The organism is Psychrobacter piscatorii (assembly GCF_001444505.1).
In the GTDB taxonomy this organism is placed as follows: domain Bacteria; phylum Pseudomonadota; class Gammaproteobacteria; order Pseudomonadales; family Moraxellaceae; genus Psychrobacter; species Psychrobacter piscatorii_B.
This window is the reverse complement of the sequence record NZ_LNDJ01000058.1, coordinates 1-17198: the sequence shown is the minus strand read 5'-3', so window position 1 is coordinate 17198 and position 17198 is coordinate 1. Positions and strand designations below refer to the sequence as shown.

14 protein-coding genes are annotated in these 17198 nt (G+C 45.2%); 3 read left to right on the top strand and 11 right to left on the bottom strand.

Features of this window, described 5'->3' with window-relative positions:
- Positions 1 to 112: 112 nt before the first annotated feature.
- The 4 genes from AS194_RS05245 to nfsB form a co-directional block, all read right to left on the bottom strand.
- Positions 113 to 2536: a xanthine dehydrogenase family protein molybdopterin-binding subunit gene (locus tag AS194_RS05245; protein ID WP_058024420.1), complete on the bottom strand. Its 2424-nt coding sequence runs from the start codon at positions 2534 to 2536 to the stop codon at positions 113 to 115.
- Between the two features lie 2 nt (positions 2537 to 2538).
- On the bottom strand, positions 2539 to 3531 hold the full coding sequence (locus AS194_RS05240) for an FAD binding domain-containing protein (protein ID WP_058024419.1): 993 nt from the start codon (positions 3529 to 3531) through the stop codon (positions 2539 to 2541).
- Positions 3528 to 4184 (bottom strand): 2Fe-2S iron-sulfur cluster-binding protein, encoded by a 657-nt coding sequence (locus AS194_RS05235; RefSeq protein ID WP_058024418.1) that lies wholly within the window; start codon positions 4182 to 4184, stop codon positions 3528 to 3530. The genes AS194_RS05240 and AS194_RS05235 overlap by 4 nt, the downstream gene beginning before the upstream one ends.
- A gap of 420 nt (positions 4185 to 4604) precedes the next feature.
- Complete coding sequence (nfsB, locus tag AS194_RS05230) at positions 4605 to 5162, bottom strand: oxygen-insensitive NAD(P)H nitroreductase (protein ID WP_264753431.1); 558 nt, start codon at positions 5160 to 5162, stop codon at positions 4605 to 4607.
- A 497-nt stretch (positions 5163 to 5659) separates the two neighbouring features.
- Between nfsB and AS194_RS05225 the strand changes: the two genes are divergently transcribed.
- A complete protein-coding gene (locus AS194_RS05225; protein ID WP_058024417.1) occupies positions 5660 to 6313 on the top strand; it encodes a DsbA family protein in 654 nt (217 codons plus the stop codon).
- A 121-nt stretch (positions 6314 to 6434) separates the two neighbouring features.
- On the opposite strand, the gene AS194_RS05220 is transcribed toward AS194_RS05225, so the two are convergent.
- Positions 6435 to 7559, bottom strand: a complete 1125-nt coding sequence (locus tag AS194_RS05220) for an S-(hydroxymethyl)glutathione dehydrogenase/class III alcohol dehydrogenase (RefSeq protein ID WP_058024416.1) — start codon at positions 7557 to 7559, stop codon at positions 6435 to 6437.
- A 315-nt stretch (positions 7560 to 7874) separates the two neighbouring features.
- On the opposite strand from AS194_RS05220, the gene AS194_RS05215 reads away from it, so the two are divergent.
- Together AS194_RS05215 and AS194_RS05210 are read left to right on the top strand one after the other, a co-directional pair.
- Positions 7875 to 8741, top strand: coding sequence for a LysR family transcriptional regulator (locus AS194_RS05215; RefSeq protein WP_058024415.1), 867 nt, complete (start codon positions 7875 to 7877; stop codon positions 8739 to 8741).
- A gap of 50 nt (positions 8742 to 8791) precedes the next feature.
- Positions 8792 to 9352 carry a DUF302 domain-containing protein gene (locus tag AS194_RS05210; protein ID WP_264753430.1) on the top strand — a complete coding sequence of 187 codons (561 nt, stop codon included), beginning with the start codon at positions 8792 to 8794 and terminating at the stop codon, positions 9350 to 9352.
- Positions 9353 to 9444: 92 nt separating this feature from the next.
- Here the strand turns inward: AS194_RS05210 and AS194_RS05205 are convergent, their stop codons facing one another.
- From AS194_RS05205 to AS194_RS05180, 6 genes are all read right to left on the bottom strand, one after another.
- Positions 9445 to 9732: a DUF4031 domain-containing protein gene (locus AS194_RS05205; protein WP_058024414.1), complete on the bottom strand. Its 288-nt coding sequence runs from the start codon at positions 9730 to 9732 to the stop codon at positions 9445 to 9447.
- Between the two features lie 102 nt (positions 9733 to 9834).
- Positions 9835 to 12066, bottom strand: coding sequence for a transglutaminaseTgpA domain-containing protein (locus AS194_RS05200; protein ID WP_058024413.1), 2232 nt, complete (start codon positions 12064 to 12066; stop codon positions 9835 to 9837).
- The gene (locus AS194_RS05195; RefSeq protein WP_227511579.1) at positions 12063 to 13034 is read right to left on the bottom strand and encodes a DUF58 domain-containing protein; all 972 of its coding nucleotides are present in this window, start codon (positions 13032 to 13034) and stop codon (positions 12063 to 12065) included. The genes AS194_RS05200 and AS194_RS05195 overlap by 4 nt, the downstream gene beginning before the upstream one ends.
- A gap of 171 nt (positions 13035 to 13205) precedes the next feature.
- Entirely contained in the window at positions 13206 to 14234 is a 1029-nt protein-coding gene (locus AS194_RS05190; protein WP_058024411.1) for an AAA family ATPase, read from the bottom strand.
- A 48-nt stretch (positions 14235 to 14282) separates the two neighbouring features.
- Entirely contained in the window at positions 14283 to 14741 is a 459-nt protein-coding gene (locus AS194_RS05185; RefSeq protein ID WP_058024410.1) for a c-type cytochrome, read from the bottom strand.
- A 58-nt stretch (positions 14742 to 14799) separates the two neighbouring features.
- Positions 14800 to 16887, bottom strand: coding sequence for an EAL domain-containing protein (locus AS194_RS05180; protein WP_058024409.1), 2088 nt, complete (start codon positions 16885 to 16887; stop codon positions 14800 to 14802).
- Positions 16888 to 17198: the final 311 nt, after the last annotated feature.

Here is a 17198-nt window from a genome sequence, read left to right as displayed (position 1 = left end):
TTAATAATTGTTTTTTGTTAGTGAATTTTTTGCTAGTAATAAAATATACTACCGACTCAGTTACAAAAACCCGCTCAGTAAGCGGGTTCTTGTCATACATAAGCTGATAAAACTACTCTGGCATCTCATAAAGCAGCTTGTCGAGGGTAATCGGGAAGTCATAAACACGCACACCGACCGCATTATAGATAGCATTGGCAATCGCGGCAGCAGCACCTGAAATAGCCGTCTCACCGATACCTTTGATGTGCATTGGATTGGTATAAGGATCATCTTCTTCTACCAATATGACATCTAACTGCGGTACGTCCGCATTAACTGGCACATGATACTCGGCAAGGTCATGGTTACAGAGACGACCGTCACGTTTGTCATGAATCACTTCTTCCATCAACGCTGAGCCAATACCGAACACCATACCGCCATAGCATTGCGACGTTGCAGTTTTGTGGTTCAGAATACGACCAGCGGCAAATGCACCTGTCATACGTTTCACCCGAATCTCACCAGTGACTTTGTGAACCGCCACTTCAGCGAAGTTCGCACCAAAAGAGGCTTGGCGATGGCTCTTACCGTTCTTACCCGGTTTTATCTGGCCTTTGGCAGTGATTTTTTGCTCATCATAGTCAGCGACCACATCCGCAAGCGCATAAGACTCTGTATTATCAAAATCATACTCTTGTGATGCTGACTGTCCTGATAGCGAAAGCCCTGTGGTTTGCGATAGCTTATCAATAGTGCTGTCAGCAAATGATTGGCCGCTCTTTTTGGCAGCTTCCATTGCCGTTAAAGCATGCTCGCCTGTTTTCTTGATTTGACCATTGTCTAACTGAATGTTGTCAGGATACAGACCAACTTTTTCTGCTAGCATTTCACGCAGCTGCTCACAAGCAAGATAGACGCCACTACCCGCACTCGCAGCACCCCAACTGCCACCTGAGCCTGATGCTGGTGGCAATGCAGTGTCACCTAGTTTCATCTCAACATGGTCGATAGGCAGTCCTAACAGGTCTGCCGCTACCTGAGAAAACACCGTATAAGACCCTGTACCGATGTCTGTCATGTCTGTCTCGATAACTGCTTTGATACCAAGTGCTTTTGACTCATCTACCTGTAGGGTTGCACGTGCTTCAGATGGCTGTAATTGGTTACCACGAGCAGCCGCCGCCATGCCTGTACCTATCCACCAGTCACCTTCTAATTGACTGGCAGGCTTGGCGTTTCGCTCACTCCAACCAAAATGCTCAGCACCTTGTTCCATACAGGCAATCAATTGGCGCGTTGAGAAAGGAATATCTTGACTCGGATCTTGCTCTGGCTCATTACGACGGCGTAGTTCAACCGGATCAATCTCCAACTGTGTGGCAAGCTCATCCATGGCACATTCAAGCGCGATCATACCTACCGCTTCGCCAGGCGCACGCATAGAACCTGACAACACTTGGTTCATGTCTACCATCTCATAATTCACACGGCGGTTTTTGCCTCTATATATGTGGTGCGTAGATAGAGCAGTTGGCTCAAAGAAAGCCTCACCTGGCAAATTACTAGAGATCGTATCGTGAATCAATGTATCGATCACGCCGTCATTGTTCGCGCCGATTGCGATACGCTGACGCGTGTTTGAGCGTCTGACCGTTGCTTCCATCACTTGTGAACGCGTCATAGTAATTAGCACAGGACGACCCAGATCTTTTGCAGCAATCGCCGCTGCAATAGATTCAGGAGCAATACCGAGCTTACTACCGAACCCACCACCGACATAGTGTGCGATCAGTTGTACTTGATCTTTATTTAGGTCCAGAGCATCCATGACTTGCTGTTTGCAAGAAGCGAGCATCTGATTGGAAGTATACAGAACGAGCTTATCGCCTTCCCAATGAGCCAACGTTGCATGGGGCTCCATCGGAGAGTTGCTTTGACTTGGGGTATGATAAAAGCGATCAACGGTCACTGCCGCATCAGCTAAGCCTTGGTCTGGATCGCCTTGGACATTATTTTTATCAGAGCCTTTTTTTTCATCTACCGCATGTGCGTTAGAGAGCTCTTGGGTAAAGTTCAGTGCCGCTTGGTCAGTCTCATCCTTATAAGTCACTTTCAGCGCTTTAGCGCCTTCTCTTGCCGCCTCAAAAGTCTCAGCAACTACGACAGCAATAGGCTGACCATGATAAAAAATCTCGCTAACCCCTTGCTTGGGTGCTTTAGTTTTTGTCCCTTGTTGAGAGTTACGCAAAAAGTGCTCAGGATCGGTCACAACTTTAATAATATTAGGAATGCCTTTTAGAGAGTCACTATCGATACTCTCAACTTGACCTTTAGCAATGGTCGCGCCTACCAATACACCATAGGCTTGATTGTCCAAGCGTATTTCGGCACTGTATTTCGCTTGACCGCTAACCTTTAGGGAACCATCAACACGGTTGATTGGCTTACCAACTAGCTTGCTTGCCGTTGTGCTAAATAGCGTTTCAACAGGCTCATCCATGGTCAGTTTTTTGGTTGGTTCTGACTGGGTGATTGATTCTAATAGTGCCATGATTATGCTCCCTCGCCCGCTAATGCGCGCTGAATAACTTGTTTTAATAGGCGACGCGTCAACGGTATTTTAAAGTCGTTCTGACCATTACCTTTGGCATCATGCAATAATAGATCAGCGGCCTGCGTGATAACGTCGCTATTGCCATCGGTATCCGTTAATAGTGCCTCAACCTCTTCATTACGCCATGGCTTGGTACCGATGCCACCGAACGCCAATCGTACTGTCTTTAGGTTGCCATTGTCGTCAGCATCGATGACTGCGGCACAAGATACCAGTGCAAAGGCGTAAGAAGCGCGATCACGCACTTTGTCATAGGTATGCATGCCCTTAATAGGGGCAGGTAATACAACATGAGTAATCAGCTCGCCTGCTTCTAGCACATTTTCGATATGCGGCGTGTCTTTTGGCAAACAATAAAAATCTTTGACATCGATAGCGCGAGTCGAGCCATCTGCTTTAACTGTCTCTATCGTGGCATCCAGTAAGCGCATTGCCACTGCCATATCGGATGGGTGCTGAGCAATACATGAATCACTGGTACCTAAGACAGCTAGGGTACGGTTCTCCCCGTTGATAGCAGGACATCCTGTGCCCGGTTCACGTTTATTACAAGCGCTGTCTGTTTGATAAAAATAATAGCAACGAGTACGCTGCAAAAAGTTGCCGCCCGTTGTCGCTCTGTTACGTAGCTGACCAGTCGCTCCTGCCAAGATAGCTCGGGACAATACTGGATAGTTTGCAATCACCTCAGGATGCGCGGCCAAATCGCTATTGGTCACAAGCGTACCAATACGTAAACCACCATCGGCAGTCGTTTCTACTTGCTCTAATTCTAAACGAGTGATATCGACCAGTTTGATTGGGGTTTCGATCTCTAGTTTCATGAGATCTAATAAGTTAGTACCACCTGCGATAAAAGAAGCGTCTTTGCTGCTAGCAGAGATTGCGGCTTGCTTAGGTGCATCAGCGCGGCTATATTCAAAACGTTTCATGAGTGGTCTCCTGCCTTGCCTGTTATTGTTTTGTTATTCGCTGAGGCTTTATGGAACTGAGCCTCGCTTGGCGGCGGTGACCAAATACCTGTTACGCTTGAATTTTGTGTAGAGGTGTCATTGGTCTGGGCAGCAGACTCTGACATCTCATTTTCAAGTACTTGTGAGATGGCTTTAATGATATTGGGATAAGCGGAGCAGCGACAGACATTACCACTCATGCGCTCAGCGATTTCTTGTACTAGAAGGCTATCAGGATTCTGCAAGTCTGTGCTCACATGACTTGGCCAATTTTGTTTTACTTCTTCTATTAAGGCAGTCGCTGAACAAATTTGACCTGGGGTGCAGTACCCGCACTGAAAAGCGTCGTTGTCTTTAAACGCTTGTTGCAGCGCCGATAGTGAGTCCGGCATACCGATGCCTTCGATGGTCGTAATCTCATCACCATCATGCATGATAGCAAGTGTGAGACAAGAGTTGACTCGGCGACCATTGATGAGCATGGTACAAGCGCCGCATTGGCCGTGGTCACAGCCTTTTTTGGGTCCAGTAATTTGTAAGTGTTGACGACAGACGTCGAGCAGTGTCGTACGGGCGTCAAGATTCTCGAGCTGATAATCCTGCTTATTGATTGTTAACGTCAAGGTAGACATGCTGGCTTCTCGCTGGCAGATGAATATAATGGGTGAAAAAAGCGCCTCAGTGATAAGGCGTCAGTAAAATTATTATGTCTTATCGAGGGTGATATGTTGTGTTAATTTTGTAGTGGTTAGAGTGTAGTTTCTAATCCACTCGCATGTTAGATGTGAGCGGCGGCAATGGCTGAATAGTTATTGATAATCATTTACCTATCTAAACCTCAATACTGCTCATTGATTTATAATCACTAGATATCACTGACCAAACTCCTAAATATAGACCTTTATATACTGCAGCATCATTGATACGCTGAGAGGATAAATCAAAAGCATTTTTGGCATAAAAAAACCCCACAAACCGATGGTTTGCAGGGCTTTTTATCAGTCCGTTGATTCAAGTAGACATTTTTTGTGGCTTTCTTAGCGATGACTGAATTAAGCTTTTGTGATAATCGTCTCTTCGTCAAATCGAGACTTAGGCAGATCAACATTAAAATTATCTTCACTACGATAGCCAAGCGATATCACGGCGACAGCGGTATAGCCTTTACTACGTAACTCAAACTCTTCATCAAGTGCTTTTAAGTCTGCGCCTTCCATTGGCACAGCATCAATACCCAATGTGGCAGCGCCAAGGAGCAAAGCCCCCATATTGAGATAGAGCTGCTCTATCAACCAATGCGGCTCGTCTTTTTGCTCGTAGCGACGAATGTCCAAAAACATTTTACGCGTTTGATGCATTTGCTCTTTGAACTTTGGTTCTGCAAAGCGACCATCGGCATCTTCTTTGTCAAGCAAGCCTTCTAAAAACTCGTCATCGGCATAGACACGGCTACAGAATACGATGACATGCGAGGCATCTTTTACTTTAGCATCATTAAACTCATACATGCCTTCTGTGCCTTTGGCGACTCTCTCTTTGCCCGCTTCGTCATCTGCAATCACAAAGTGCCACGGTTGAATGTTAGTACTCGACGGACTGAGACGTAAGATATCTTTTAGACTCTGAAAGTCTTCTGCTGATATTTTTTGTTGGTGTCAAAGTCTTTGGTGCTGTAACGCCATTTCATTGCTTCAGTGATATTTTTCATATATGACACCATAGTGAGTGTTAAGTTTTTATTGTTTATTGAATTATTAGTATTAGCGTTATTTATAAATAATCATCGCTCATTTCAATGGAGCAACTTTAAATAAAAACCTATTTTGTGACCACGGCAGATTGGTTAAGTAGTCATGGGTTTTGTTATTAGTGCGTCAGTTGTTAGACCGTTTTTGCAAAAATTTCGGCTATCCTACTGATAATAGTTACAATTGAGCTACCTAAGTGATAACGCAGACTGTGCAGACTACATTGTAATCGCTCCCTCATTCTCTTAATATTGACTGAGCGATATTATCCAAAGCTGATTCAACCAAGTCGCTTTGGCTGATATATCTAGCTATAAAATACCATCGTAAAAAATAAATAATAATGCCTGCGAGGATATATGAGCACATCAGAAAAACCACTTCGAATAGACATCGTCTCAGACGTTGTATGCCCTTGGTGCGTCATCGGCTATCGCCAACTGGCAGCAGCACTTGAGCAAACCAATACCGCACACACCATTCATTGGCATCCGTTTGAGCTAAACCCCAATATGCCAAGCAAGGGGCAAAACTTGCGTGAGCACATTATCGAAAAGTATGGCTCGACTAAAGAAGAATCAGATGCTAGCCGAGTCAGAATGACTGAAGCTGGACAGGAAGTTGGCTTTGAATTTAATTTCAATGACGACACTCGCATGCACAATACATTTAATCTGCATCAGCTGCTGCATTTTGCAGACCAGCAAGGATATATGCATGAGTTAAAACAAGCGTTATTTGCGGCACATTTTACCGATAACAGAAACATCTCCGATATCAATGTGCTTGCTGACATTGCAGCTGAGACTGGACTGGATCGTAGTGAGGCACTGGCAGTGCTAGAGGGTCAGTTCTTTGCAAAAGAAGTGCGAGCAGAAGAACAGCATTGGCAGCAGCAAGGCATTCAAAGTGTGCCGGCGATTATCTTCAACGAGCGTCATTTGGTCAGCGGTGCGCAAGGGGTTGAAAATTACATCAGCATATTAGAACAATTGGCGAACATGACTGACTAAACCGTCTGTCATTGTAAAAAAATAAAATAAAAAAAAGCTGCTTCAAAATTGAAGCAGCTTTTTTTATTGTAGCGTCATCAGGTTAAAACTGTGATTTTGATATTACTGTCAGTAACGACGCTTAGAAATTGACAACCGTACGAATGCTCTCGCCTTTGTGCATTAAGTCAAACGCTTCGTTCACGTCTTCTATTGGCATCGTGTGGGTGATAAAGTCTTGTAAAGGAATCTCACCTGCCAGATAGCGCTCGACATAACCTGGTAGCTCCGTACGGCCTTTCACACCACCAAATGCTGAACCTTTCCAGACGCGACCCGTCACTAACTGGAATGGACGGGTTGAGATTTCTTGTCCAGCACCAGCGACACCGATGATGACCGACTCGCCCCAACCTTTATGGCAGCACTCTAGCGCTGAACGCATGACATCGACGTTACCGATACATTCAAACGAATAATCCACACCGCCATCGGTTAGATCAACGATGACTTCTTGAATCGGTTTGTCGTAGTCTTTTGGATTGATGCAATCGGTTGCGCCTAGTTTTTTGGCCAACTCAAACTTGCTCTCGTTAATATCAATCACAATGATACGGCTGGCTTTTGCCATCGCCGCACCGATGACTGCGGATAGTCCAATGCCGCCTAGACCAAAGATAGCAACGGTAGCGCCCTCTTCAACTTTTGCTGTATTCATGACTGCGCCCATGCCCGTGGTCACACCGCAACCAAGCAAGCAAACTTCTTCTAGTGGGGCCTCTTTATTGACTTTGGCTAGAGAAATCTCTGGTAGCACAGTATATTCAGAAAACGTTGAGCAACCCATATAATGATAGATAGGCTCGCCGTCTTTGTAAAAACGCGTCGTGCCATCTGGCATCAAGCCTTTACCTTGCGTCTCGCGTACTGCTGAGCAAAGATTGGTTTTGCCTGAGCGGCACATTTTACAAACGCCGCACTCTGCCGTGTATAACGGAATGACATGATCACCGACCTGAACGCTGGTTACGCCTTCGCCGACTTGCTCAACGATACCGCCACCTTCATGACCCAAAATCGCTGGGAATACGCCTTCTGGATCTTCACCAGATAAGGTAAAAGCATCTGTGTGACAGACACCACTGGCCACGATTTTTACCAGTACTTCGCCTTTACGTGGTAGCATGACGTCTACTTCTTCGATAGACAATGGCTGCTTTGGGCCCCAAGCGATGGCGGCTTTTGATTTGATAAATTTATCTGACATAGGAATCTCTCTTTTTGATTGTTATTGATGGATTGTAACGTAGCGTAAACTTAAAACGTCATTCACGCCCAATCATTCTTATTGTTCAATATAATTCTTTTTGTTCAATAAGGCTATCTGCTCGTTTTAATCGTCACGATTTCTACGATTAAAACGGATAAAGATAGACTGAGCTTATCTTGCCTGCCCTCTGTAGGCAAGCATTGATGACCATAAAGCAGCATCTATTTACATTGATACTAACCATTATATTTATTTCTGAGCAGATAACAATATGCTATATTTGCAAATATCTTTTACATATTGGTAATAATCATGCGCTGGGAAGGGATTAGTGAGTTTGTCTGTGTGGCAGAGTACGGGAGCTTTACGCGCGCTGCAAAAGCCCTTGGTATCTCGACCGCACAGGTCAGCCGCCAGATCAGTGCGTTAGAGGAGCGACTGAAGATCAAGCTGCTATATCGTACCACACGTAAAGTCTCACTCACCGAAGAGGGCCGCGTGTTTTATGAGCATTGCCGCAGTGTGCTCGATGGTTTGAACGCGGCTGAGCAAGCGGTGAGCAATTTGCAATCAAAGCCTCAAGGTAGAATTAAATTGACCGCGCCTGTGACTTATGGCGAGCAGCAACTACTACCACTCATCAATGATTTTATGATGCAGTATCGTGAGATCGAAGTAACTGCTTTTTTGAGCAATCAACAGATTGATTTGGTCGAGGGTGGCTACGATTTGGCCATTCGTATTGGCAAGTTGCGCGACTCTACGATGATGGCAAAAAAGCTTAGCCTGCGCACCAATTTTGTCTGTGCGACACCAGCCTATCTCAATCAATACGGGGTACCGCGCACGCTTGACGATCTCAGTCAACATAACTGCCTATTGGGTACGCGCGACTATTGGCACTTTGTCGAAGATGGTACAGAAAAGAACTTGCGCGTCTCTGGTACCATACAGTGCAACAGCGGTTATAGTCTGGTTGATGCGGCGTTAAAAGGGCTTGGTATCGTACAGTTGCCTGATTACTACGTACAAAAACATCTGGCATCGGGTGCGTTGGTGAGCTTACTCGACGACTATAGAGAACCCAAAGAAAGCATTTGGGCGCTCTACCCACACAACCGTCAACTATCGCCAAAAATCAGACTACTGGTCGACTATTTGGCAGAGCGTTTGGTGTAACGATCAATTGGATATATTGCCATCCCCTGCCTGATGACGCACAATAAGTATTGGGTATTGCCACCTACTACGGATCGCTCAAGGATATCACTACGATTAAAATTGTCTCTATTGCCGCTCTGGCATTGGCCGTGTCATCTTGTGCCAGTGTCGATACGTTTTTGAATAAAGCCGATGCTACTGATTCACCGACAGCAACAACCCAGTCAATCAACGCTGACAAAGGTCTAGTAACCCTACAAAGCAATCATTCCGTCCAAGATACCGCAGATAAGCTGGTCTCAATGATCGAAAGCAAAGGCATGAAAGTATTTGCGCGAATCGATCATCAAAAAAATGCGCAAAGTGTCGATCTATCATTACGACCAACGCAAGTCGTTATGTTTGGTAATCCTAAAGCAGGCACGCCATTGATGAATTGCGAACAAACGGTTGCCATTGATTTACTACAAAAAATCCTAATCAGTGAAGATGCCAATAAAAACGTCTGGCTCTCATACAATAATCCTGACTACCTAAAGACACGCCACCATATCAAAGGCTGTGATACTGAGCTTGATAATGCCTCAAAAGCGCTCAACGCTGTCAGCACGGCGGCAGTTGCCAAATAATACCAAACGAGAAAAGTATCATCTAAGCAAAAAAAAAGGTGGGTGAGCAAAATCTCTACCCACCTTTTTCTTTGTGTAACTTATAAGCTGCATCAGTCACTATCAGATAACGACATTTCAGACTGCAGCTCTACTTTTAACTTCTTTGCGCACTCAATAATTTTTTTCCTGTCGGCAGGCAGCGCCCCCTTCTCAAGGGCTGTTTCGCGCATTTGCACGGTAATATCATAATGCGGGTAGCTTGCGGTGCGGTGGAATAAACGTGGATCTACCTCGATAAACGCTGCAAAATCATGCAGCTCTTGCAAACTATCCGCAAGCATATGGCACCATTTATAGCCTTTGAATTTTATCTGCATAAAATCTACATATACCGCCATATTACACTCTCTTGCTAACTCATTTTATTAAACAGTTCTAAAGCAATCTATCAGGCATATAATAATTAAGACGTCCAATCTCAATACCAAGTGATTGAAAAATCACAGTAGATCGCGTACATTTTTTTTCAGCTGCTTAAGTAGTTTTTGATACTCACTGTGATTGGTATCAAACGTACTCAAGCGCCCATAACGTAACTGACGGTAATCTTGTCTAATTTCAATCAGTTTTGTCTGAATCGCTATCGGGTTTTCACTGTCTGTTAAACGACTTGCATGACGGTGAGTATCGTTATCTAAGCGACTATCGATAGCAGATGCTAAGCGTTCTAGCCATGCCAACTGTCCTTCATTATCCTCTCGATCCAATAATTTATCGCGCTTGCCGATATGTTTTGAGAGCTGGGCAAGCGGCAAATCTGCTGGATGCCAGCGTTTGCGCCGGCGCTGCCAAATGATGAATACTAAGGTAGTCATAACGATAATAGCACTGGCCGCTAACCAAATCACTTGCTGCATAATGGAGCGGATATTAAACCATTTTAATAGCGAATCTGCTTGTTTGTCTTGATCATAACCAACCACGTCTTTTTGCCAATAGTAACTGGCTTGGTCAGACAAGCGACGTAGTGTTTGTAGCATTTGATACTGCTGGTAGCTGATTTGCGCGCTAGCACCACTGCCAAACATGGCTGCGCCTTGCTGCTGGGTCATCGCATTCATACCCTGCTCAACTCGCTCAGGCGCCACAAATGACGTGGGATCGACACGTACCCAGCCTTGGCCTTCGAGCCAAACTTCAGTCCATGCATGCGCATCTTTTTGACGCACTTCCCAAACATCACCACCTTGACTCAGCTCACCACCTTGATAGCCTGCTACTACCCGCGCTGGAATACCAGCTGCGCGCATCATAAAAGTAAAGCTTGAAGAGTAGTGCTCACAAAACCCTGCTTTGGTCTCAAACAAAAACTCATCGATACGATCAGTATTGAGTCGTGGCGGTGACAACGTATAGCGAAACTCTGTTTGATTGATCCAGCGCTCGATAGCAGCCATGTAGCGCACTGGATCTGAGCCTGATTGTACAAATAACTGCTTAGCAAGCGCGCGTGCTTGCGGATTGCCCTCTGCTGGTAGTGCCAGATTTAGGCGTCTTGATGCCTCTGTCAGCACAGAATCAATACGCATTGATGAGAATTGCATTACATTATAGCGAAGCTGCTGCGTAACAGGCTGATCTTTTGATAATGTAAAGTTGGAAGTAATGTTGATATCTGGCTGCTGAGAAAAAGGATAATCGAGCCCGAATAACCAGTTCTGCTGAGTAGGTTCTAGGATAATTTGATAGCGAGTAGGTGCGGCTTGCACTTGCTCAGGAACGGTAGCAAAGGCATTTTGAATCCATGTAGGGGCTTGCGATCTAGTCGGCCATTGGCTTACCTGATTGCTTGGACGCCAGGTAACTCCGTCAAAATCACTAAACACGAGTCCGCGCCAATATAGTTGCTGTTGCGGTGGACGCTCATCGCCAAACTCTACGCGAAAAGCCAGCTCAGTTGACTGGCCTAAATTGGCAAAATCACCGGGTGACATACTATCAGACACACCTGTGGTCGCTTGCTGACCTGATAGTTGTACTGACCACAGTGGCGGCAGCCTAGGGAAAAATAGAAACAGCACCACCAACAATGGCAGTGCCCCAATCCCTAATACCCCTAAAGTACGCAGGCGTCCATCACCGTCATCATTGCTATCGTCGTTTAGGGCAATAAACGCCAGCAGGACAATAACAGCGCCCAGTACCACCTCTAAAGTTGTCAGCAACCCTTGATCCATTAAAAACAATGCAGCAAGTACAAATAACGATAGATTCAACACCACGTAAGCATCGCGCCGCTTGTACAGCTCCCAAAGCTTACTAGCGAGACATAGCACCAAAAATGCCACGCCCATGTCTAGCCCAAAGGCTGTGTTATACGTTAGCCATAGACCTACTAGACCTAATAAAAAACCCAGCATCTGCATGCTTTGATAGACACGTTTTAAATGCGAGAGTTTTTTTAGCCGACTCTTGAGACGCGGTAGTTGGGCAATGATACTAATCGCCGCAAACCCGATTAACCATATTGGCAAGTGAGCAGCATGTGGCAACACGACTGCTATTTGAGCAATTAGCACCCAGTAGTAGGCTGGTAGAGCCAGTAATCGCCGATACCATTTATTATCAGCTGCTATGCCACTTTTCGCTTGTATATTTTGACCGAGTGCTAACTGCTCAAAGCTTGCCGTTTTTGTGGCATCGGTTGCAGAAAACTGTTTGGGTTCATTCATGGTGCTTTCGCCAGCCTTAGCAAGCACGCTTGCGCAAAAGTCTCGCCATCACCCACCGCTGCGCTAGTAGGCGTATCATTGGGTAAACGCATTTGAAAGGGCACGCCTAATTGACCCAATGTCAACGCCCCATGAGCCAATTGCGCAAGCTTCTGTTCATGATGAGCACCTGGCATATCTGCATAATCAAGCGTTTGCTCATGACCGACAGGGTCTGCAAAGTGCTTGGTAAACATGCCTTGACCCCGTGCCACATGGCCCCAAGAGACACGGGCCAGTGACTCCCCTTCGACATAATTATCCAGTCGCTCAAAGTCGTCTTGCCCTTGTCGATATTGTCCGCCAGTTGGCAGATCCTCCGAGCTTGCAACTGAATACTGCACCTGCCAGTCAAATGCTTCAGGTTTGGGATACACCCAAGTCTTACGCGCAAAATAGACATAAGACCAAGCACGCATAATACCCAAAGGATAAACGGTTTTAATTATTAGTCGTGGCAGCTCAAGAGGACCGCGATTGTAGGTTTGAACAGGTAGGCGAATAATTTGCTCACTTTGTAGACTCGTTACGAGTATGGAGCTTTGCCGATTCGTGCCACTTTTATCCTTCTTGTCAGCTGCTTGCTCAAACTCAAATAATAACTGTCGCCGTGGTTGACGGCTCTCACTTTTGAGTTGCAGTGTCACCCAAGCAGGTGTCCCCGCCTCTGTCATAGTGACCTCCAGCAGACGCACTTGCAGACCCGATATGTGCGCAAAAGTCACATGAAAACTAATCAACCAAACGCTGACCAGATAAAAACACAAGCCAAGTACCAAGTTATTGCCATAATTGATACCTGCGATAAAGGTAATCACTAATAGCACAGCAAATAGCATACCCTCACGACTAAAAAAAATATAGACGTTGCGTAGATTGAGCGTCGCGCTATCATTTTTGGGTGCGCGCGAGGCAAACCAACGGCTCATTGCTGACCTGATTGACGCGGTTAAGGCTTTTGGTAAAAAGCTCATGACTACCCTATTCTTACCATGTAATTGACTCTAGTCGCTAGTCCTCAGACTAACAGACTCAATGATATAGCCATGTATTATCAAACCTGCTCGTACTTCAATATAGATAACTAAAAATATAGACAGCTAAACGATGACAGGCACGTCTGCTAAAATGCGTTGGGCGATGGTCTGCGGTGCTTGCCCACCTACCACTTGTGCAGGGGCAAAACGCTGCCCGAGACGATGATCAGCCACGGCAGCGAAGACCGCTTGGATATCTTCAGGCGTCACCTCCATATGCCCCGACACATAAGCATAAGCCTGTGCAGCACGCTGTAGCGATAGCACGCCACGTGGTGATAACCCATGATACTCTTGGCTTGCTCGAGTCTTTGCAACAAGTCTTTGTAGATAATCCAATACCACATCCGCCACATAAACTTGTTTTACGCCTTGTTGTGCCAATAGCACAGCCTCAGTATCAAGCACCGTATCTAGATCCTTTAATAGCTCACGGCGATCTTGACCTTTTAGTAGTTCACGCTCTGCCATAGGTGATGGATAGCCCAATGACACACACAGCAAGAACCTATCTAACTGTGATTCAGGTAACGGATAGACGCCAGCTTGTTGCAGTGGGTTTTGGGTTGCAATAACAAAGAACGGCTGCGGCAAGGGATAAGTTTGTCCATCTTGCGTCACTTGTCGCTCTTCCATTGCTTCAAGGAGTGCGCTTTGCGTCTTGGGGCTGGAGCGGTTGATTTCGTCAGCAAGTAGCAGTTGAGTAAAAATAGGACCGGGACGAAATTCAAAACGCAGTTTACTTTGGTCATAGATACTCATGCCTAAGATATCGGCAGGGAGCATGTCATTGGTGAACTGCACTCGGCTAAAACTCAGGCCTAACAGCTTAGCTAAACCTTGAGCCAGAGTCGTCTTACCCATACCAGGTAAATCTTGTAGCAATAAATGCCCACCTGCTAGTATGCCACTGAGTGCCAATTTAACTGCTTGCGGTTTATCCAATACAATTTGGTTCAATTGCGCCATCAATTGTGCAATTTTCTGCTGATTGCGTTGCAAATCGGTGCCACTAGGAGCGGACTGACTAAGCGTTTTGGCTATTTTTTGATATGTAGGTGATGGTGCTCTATCGTTAGGGGCATGGGTCATAGTAAATTATCGGCTCATTTTTTGGGTCATAACGATCAACCAGTAAGGTCAGTTCGCATCATCTACGACGATCGGCGCATCAGCGCGGAGGGTTGATAAATACGCAATAACATCCGCGCGCTCTTTAGCATCTGGCATAGGGTCTGATAGCATCTTTGAATCTGGCATGGCTTTTTGTGCATCCGCGATATAGGGATCGAGTGTTTTGGCATCCCATACCCATCCTGACTCTGTGAGCCCTTCGCTATAAGTGTAATCTTTTAGCTCAGCAGCTGGTGCGCCGTATATATTCATTAATTGCGGGCCCTTTTTATTGAGACCAGCGTTGAGCTGGTGGCATTGACTGCAAGCATCTTGATAAATTAACGAGCCATTATCTGCATCTCCATTGACATATAGTGGTAGTGTCACAGGGTCGCGATGATCAGGCGGGGTATGCTCACAAGCAGTGAGCAATAAAACAGCGGCAAAAAGACTGCTTATTTGATATTTACTAATAATAGACATTTTGGCAATCTTTGGTTGGTGAGCATTAGCGATAAAGATTTTGTAGCATCGCAATGTGTTAACTGGCGATCTTTAGCGTTTTGCTAGGCTTTTCTAAATAGTATCCTTGCAGATAGCGCGCCCCCACACTCCATGCGACTGACATAGTCGCTGCATCTTCAATATACGGCATTAGCACATCAACATTTACCTCATTGATGCGCATGATAAGTGATTTAACCGTGTCTAAGTTATCTGCTGAATTGATATCTTGTACATAGTTACGCGCCAAACGCACGATATCCGGCTGCACTAAATTGACAATTTCGATAGATTTGGCAGAAGAACCAAAATTAGTAATGCCCATTTGACAGTTGACTTCGTTAAGGGCCGAAAACTGGGATTTTGCCACAGTTAAATGATCCGAGATGTCTTTTTCGTTAAATTGCAACGTTAAGACACCAGCGGCGCCGCCTACTGCCTTGATCAGTTGGCTTGCAACATTAGGCAGTTTCTTGTCAATTAATGAGGCACTGGTTAGCTGCACCAATAGTCTGGCTTCAGGATGCTCTTTACGGACATCATTGATTTTTTTGCACGCATTAATGAGTACCCAGCGATCTATCTTTTCAAGTAGCTTGTGTTTTCTGGCCACAGCCATAAACTGATCAGGAGTCAATACCGTGTTATCGGCATCGGCCAATGGCAGACGTAGATACACTTCAAAAAAGTCACTGCGATCTTGATTGATATCGTATATTGGTTGAAATGACAGCTCAAATCGACTGTTTGTAATAGCATCAATCAGAGACTCAGCAAGCGCATGATCATCACTATTGGCATGCTCACTTGGATCATATAGATGATAAGTACCACCATGGTTAGAGGTTTCGACCATGATCTGGCTAATAGCATCCATAGCACGCTCTATTATTATAGCGGGCTCTGCGGTATTTTTTTCGATTTTGACGATTGCGATACTTACCGTGGTACTCGTCGTACGCTTATCTACCTCAATGAGCATCTCACTGATACGCGAACCGATGTTCTCAGCCAGCTCTTCGAGCTCTGAGGTAGTTTTGTCTTTGACAAGTATCATAAATGCGGTATCACTAAAGCGGCTGACATGTCCATCCGATACCAGTTCATCTAGTGCATAGGCAACCTGTTTAACAGTCGTATCTACTCCTTGCAGACCGAGGCTACTTCTTATTTTTCCAATGTTATCGAGCTGTACATAGAGCAATGCTGCTGTCAGCACGCCTTGAGTTGCTTGCTGGTGCACTATCGCCATTTGCTCCTCAAAGCCGCGGCGATTATTCACACCTGTCATGTTATCTTTACGCTCTGCTTCAGCCAAGCGTTTGGCAACCTCTGCGCTGTTGCTAGCATTTTGTTGTATGATAATCTGAGTAACGGGTTCGCCATCTAAAGTCGCAGATGCCAACTGTAATTTTGCCTCAAAAGTACTGCCATCCGTGCGCACGCTTTCAAAGTTAAACTCGACTTCGTCACGGCTACCTTTATCGAACTGACGTAGAAATTGCTTGAAGTCCTTGACACTATCGCCACCTGAAATCAAATCAACAACAGGCACACCTATGGCATCATTCATTGACCGAAAGCCAAACAGTTGAAGATAGGGATCATTGGCAAAGATATGGATACCTTCATCGATATAGGCAACTGCACTTTTCGAGTTTTTAATCAGCACATTGGCACGTTGCTCTGCTTCTGATAGGACATGGCGTAGTTTCTTGAGCTCACGGCGACTACGCAAGCTGTCATGCTGTAAGCAGATAGCCATAACGATAGCCATCTCTTGATCAGCCTTGAGTGCTTTGACCATGGTTCCGCTCATCACCGCAGGCAACCCCTCATTATTACACGCGGTCGATATTGCCTCACCCTTCATCAAATAAATCATCGGCAAATCAATGCTCTGCTCTTGAATGATGCCAACCACATCCGTAAAGCTCACATCATAAGCACTAACGAATACCAGCACATCCCACGACTGGCGCAGTACTTTTAGTAGCTCTTCTTTATCATCCAAAAATCCTAAATTCACGCTGTCATAATAATCACTCAGTAGATGTACAAGACGCTCAGCATAGAGCTGATCATCGTTAATCACTAATAGATTTAAGGTGGACTGAATGCGCATAGGTGGCCTTTTAATCTTATGGTTGTATCTTTATCTCTTATTTTTGACACCTTATACTGTTTCCAAAAATTAATCTGGCTTAGAAAACATTATAGAGAATATGCTCAGTGATTATTGTGATAGTAGCTGAGTTTTAGTTGGCGTAATATATTCTAGCGCCCGAGGCATCTTATAAATTAGAGTAACAATATCGCTCATTATAGACAATAATTTGATTGACTGCAGGTTAACTTATGACCTTGTTTGTTTAATATCATTATCAAAAAAAACATCAGCCTTTTTTCTTATACGGTACAACCCCTCTTTCTTTC